The sequence below is a fragment of the Microcystis sp. M113S1 genome (assembly GCF_020246945.1).
Taxonomy (GTDB): Bacteria; Cyanobacteriota; Cyanobacteriia; order Cyanobacteriales; family Microcystaceae; genus Microcystis.
Map to the genome: position 1 here is coordinate 1 of NZ_JADBSA010000394.1, position 4,334 is coordinate 4,334.

The window sequence follows — 4,334 nt, forward strand, 5'->3', positions numbered from 1 at the left end:
GGACACGATTGGGACAGATAGCTGTTAGCAAGATTCAGTTAATTCGTCGTTCTAACGGTTTAATTGTTTCTCACTAATTCATATAAAGCCGCCCTCCGCTATCGCTAAAGGGCGGGGTTTCAGACCCAGTTTTTCGATGAAAAAATAGAAACATCTCTTGACTCCAAAAAAGCGATAGCTATGTTGTTAAGGAAGGCAGTAGTCAGGAGATTATTTTATTTATTCCCCCCACTTCCTAATTCCTAATTCCCACACCCTACACCCTTCTCCCCACTTCCCGATCGCCTCATCCATGACTCAAGATAGTTTTCGCATCAGTTTTGCTCCCTTATCTTTGCAGGAAGTATATCAATTAGCCGATGATGGGGCTAATGGTGCTATTGTACTAATGAGTGGCACTGTACGGGAGCAAACCGACGGTAAACCGGTTATTTATCTTGATTATCAGGCCTACGAACCCATGGCAATCGAGGTTTTCCGGCAAATTGCCGGGCAAATTCGGCAAACCTGGCCCGATACCAATCGAGTTGTCATGCAGCATCGCACTGGTAAGCTACAAATCGGTGAAATTAGCGTCTTAGTAGCGGTGGGTTGTCCCCATCGGGGGGAAGCTTTCGCAGCCTGTCGTTATGCTATTGATACTCTCAAGCATAATGCCCCCATCTGGAAAAAAGAATACTGGTCTGATGGTTCTAGTCAATGGGTTAGTATTGGCGCTTGTGAAACAGCGCCTTAGCTCTAATAACGCAAAATTAAGGCAATTTTTTGGTAATCGTTCAAGGAATCTTCATCGACTAAAGCTACACGTCCTCCCTTGGCCAATACCGCTTCGATAATTTCATCCACTGCATCATCGATTACCTCCGTACCACCGACGTTTTCCACCAGTATCAAATCACCCTTTTCGCTTAAAGCTGCGGGTACATGGTAATTTTTCTCCACTAATAACAATTTTCCTCGACCTTCCTGCGCTAAACGCCACACTTCTCCCAGGGTAGAGATAACTTTTTGAGCGCTGACTGCCGCATCCAAAGCTTGCAGGGCTTCAGTTTTTTGAGTCTGACGCACTGAATGCATAATCGGCAATACTTGCGGAATTAATTCTGGCAGTGAGGTTTTATCAAAATTGCCGGTTAAAGTGCCAACAATTGCTGATGTGTACTGTGAAACTTCTTGAAAGAAGGAAATTTGACGAACCACTCCACCCACAATCAAAGGAGAAGAATCATCAATGTATTCACCCAGAGCTTTATCTACCTGTTGGAAAAATCGCCGGATTCTATCATCTAGATAACTGGTATCGGCATCAAAGGGCAGTGGTGCGGTGGCCCCCGGTCCGGTCATTTCTAAGGGAAAATTCTGATCGCAAATTTCTTCGAGAGTTTCTCCTGTAGCTGAGATTAAACGAGTAGAACCCTGACTTAATAGTAACAGCCAATAGGGTTGTTCTCGATGTAATCCATAAACTAAATCCCGTGTGGCAAAGGTTTTATCGATGACAACTCTTGCCTGGACAGAAAAAGGCAAGTTATAAAGCTTGGCAATATCCGGACCAATATAGAGAGCTAATCCATCTAGAGTATAAGGATAATCTATTTCAGCCACTAGACTATCGAGGCGATCGAACAAAGGTTCGATTTCACGTTTAGAGAATTCTTCCGATAATCGGCGCTTTGCTTCATCGACCAAATTTTTAACGAGAATAGGGTCTTGTTTGTTATCCGGTGAGGTGCGATGGGTGGGTAAGAGAATGGAAAGGGCGGGTATTTGAGTTAGGGATTGTAGTTTCTTAAGTTCTTGACGAGTAATCATTGATTTTAGCTTGATTGATAGGGTTAAGGCGCTAAAAATACTGGCTTTATCCAGATTTTCTCGATTTATTCAGTATTCCAGCTAACATTTTAGGGAAAAAATGTAATTATATCTAGAAAATTAAGAATTTATACTGAATTGCTTTGGCAGAGATTGAGGGAATTTTTAACCGGAAAATAGGAATATTAAGGACTTAAGCAAAATTAATTAGGGTCTGCTGAAAAAGTTTTTCGGTGGGGGTTGGGGGATGGGGGATGGGTTTTACCGATTTTCAGGTGGTCAACTACCTAATTTTCAGGGAAAAAGTACCTGAATTTTCCCCCTGATCACTCCCATGCCTGGTACTTTTTGATTGACAAAAAGTCTAAAAGTTTTACCCAACAAGGTTTTTAGATTTATTCAGCAGACCGTAAGTAGGTGTTAAAGCATCAAAAACTGTTCTGGCGTTCCCACTCAAAGACTTTTTCAGCAGCTGCTATATTAATTTTTTAGGTACTTATACCAAATCCGTTTTTAATAGTACGATTAACTGCCAAGTTATGGATTGTTTCTCCCTTCTCCCCGCTTGCTGCTCCCCGATAGCTTTTAAACAGGATTTAGTATGACAGAGGAATGTAGCGAAATATACGGAGCGATCGAACCAATTTGTAATATATGTGGCCTATAAAATAGGATGATGCGAGCGTCGTCCACACTTGCATCGGGAGGGAACCGTGACGACTTTTCTGGCTTCGCTCAATTTACTGCCTTCTAGTTCTCCCGCTGCCAATTTTCGGACTGGAGAATGGACTTTTCCCACACTCTACTCGACTCTGGCTCCTGCCGCCCTAGCAGATTTAGTTTTTTCTCGTTACGAGATTGATATGCCGAAAAATTGTCAATTTTGGCATCGGGGTTTAAGTGATGTGTATCTCCTCGAAACCCTGAAAACTCCCTACATTTTGCGCGTATCTCACTGCCATTGGCGCAGCAAAATGGAAATAGACTTCGAGTTAGAATTATTAGATTATCTCGATCGCTCTCAGGTTCCCGTCGCCGCGCCAATTCGCAGCAAAAACGGTGATTTATCCCTAGAAATTAATGCTCCGGAAGGGAAACGTTACGCCGTCCTCTTTCCCTATGCTCCGGGAGGAATTGCTATTGGGGACATAGATATAGAACAAGCCTATCATTTAGGGGCGATCGTGGCTAATTTACATCGGGTGACAGCAGATTTTCAACCCCTAGCCTATCGTCATCCCCTCAACCTCAAATATCTTCTCGACGATTCCAGGCAAATTATCGCACCTTTTCTGCACCAGCGACCGAGCGACCTAGACTGTGTCTTAGAAACCATTGGGGAAATAGAGGAAGAAACCGCTAAATTACCGACAGAATCTCCCTATTGGAGCATTTGTTGGGGCGATCCTCATAGTGGTAATGTGCATATCACCCCTGATAATCAGATGACCCTATTTGATTTCGATCAGTGCGGTTATGGTTGGCGAGTTTTTGATATCGCTAAATTTCTGCAAGTTTCCCTACAATCCGGCTTAAATCGCCAGGTTCGCCATGGTTTTATCCAAGGTTACACTGAAACAGTGCCTTTAACTGATGGTGAATTATCTTGTCTTCAGTATCTCACCCAAGCGGCCTATATTTGGTCTTGGTCAATTAGCTTAAATAACCTGCGTTTAACCGATTATAGTCGTCTCTGCGCCAATTATTTTAGTAGCCGTTTGGCCATTCTCAAACGTTTAAAAACCCAAGAATGGGAATTATTCTAAGCAGCCTTGATCCTGTTGGTGACAGCCGGCCCCAACTAACCAAGATCAACTTTCTTGCTGGTCAATGGCCAAACGAGGTATCGATCCCTGTATGCTGGTAAGTATAGATAATCACTAGGTAAAGACCTTCTTCTCCATCTGCCAAAAGTGAAGCAAGCTTTACCGCTTTTGAATACTCTCTCACAGCCTCACAGACAGATGGTATTATGTCCAGAAGAAAGAAGAAGTTTCCCTGTGGTCACAAGGGTTATGGCCAAGTCTGCCATCATTGCGCTCAACTAGATGCCGCTTGGGAAGAAAGAAAACGTCAAAAAAATGCTTGGGAAGCCACTTTTTCCCAAGATCCGATCGATCTGCGGGAATTACCGAAAAATGTGGTACTTAAAGCTAGGGAAATCCTGCAAGGATTGCAAAATCACCGCAATTATCGAGATTTCCATGGTAAACGATTGCGACACGATCGCTTTATTATCAGTATCCCTGTTACCCGCAATTATCGCCTCATCTGTCGCGACCACGGCAATCTTCTTGTCCCAGAAGCGGTCATCTCTCACGAAGATTATAATGTTTGTAAACCGGGTAGGTGAAGCTAATCTTTAGTTTGCTTGGGAAGATTTATCGAAAATTTGGGTTAAAACCCCGTCGTTTTACGACGGCTTTTCTTGATCTTTAATAGAGCATCTGAGAACTTCCAGGGTTGCACCTCTCAGTTATCAGTTATCAGTTATCAGTTATCAGTGGGTAAGTCATCAGTTA

4 protein-coding genes are annotated in these 4,334 nt (G+C 43.1%); 3 read left to right on the forward strand and 1 reads right to left on the reverse strand.

Annotated elements, in window-relative coordinates; all coding sequences use genetic code 11:
* Positions 1-292 precede the first annotated feature (292 nt).
* Entirely contained in the window at positions 293-736 is a 444-nt protein-coding gene (locus IM319_RS19955; protein ID WP_287736677.1) for a molybdenum cofactor biosynthesis protein MoaE, read from the forward strand.
* A gap of 2 nt (positions 737-738) precedes the next feature.
* On the opposite strand, the gene IM319_RS19960 is transcribed toward IM319_RS19955, so the two are convergent.
* Positions 739-1,812 (reverse strand): hypothetical protein, encoded by a 1,074-nt coding sequence (locus IM319_RS19960; protein ID WP_287736678.1) that lies wholly within the window; start codon positions 1,810-1,812, stop codon positions 739-741.
* 713 nt (positions 1,813-2,525) lie between these two features.
* On the opposite strand from IM319_RS19960, the gene IM319_RS19965 reads away from it, so the two are divergent.
* Together IM319_RS19965 and IM319_RS19970 are read left to right on the forward strand one after the other, a co-directional pair.
* Positions 2,526-3,578: a phosphotransferase enzyme family protein gene (locus IM319_RS19965; RefSeq protein WP_287736679.1), complete on the forward strand. Its 1,053-nt coding sequence runs from the start codon at positions 2,526-2,528 to the stop codon at positions 3,576-3,578.
* Between the two features lie 206 nt (positions 3,579-3,784).
* Positions 3,785-4,165 (forward strand): DUF7682 family zinc-binding protein, encoded by a 381-nt coding sequence (locus IM319_RS19970; protein WP_002747647.1) that lies wholly within the window; start codon positions 3,785-3,787, stop codon positions 4,163-4,165.
* The last annotated feature ends 169 nt before the right edge of the window (positions 4,166-4,334 follow it).

Excerpts from the sequence above, each read along its gene's own strand:
- IM319_RS19955 (WP_287736677.1), top strand. The coding sequence starts at position 293 with ATGACTCAAGATAGTTTTCGCATCAGTTTTGCTCCCTTATCTTTGCAG.
- IM319_RS19970 (WP_002747647.1), top strand. The coding sequence starts at position 3,785 with ATGTCCAGAAGAAAGAAGAAGTTTCCCTGTGGTCACAAGGGTTATGGC.
- IM319_RS19960 (WP_287736678.1), bottom strand. The coding sequence starts at position 1,812 with ATGATTACTCGTCAAGAACTTAAGAAACTACAATCCCTAACTCAAATA.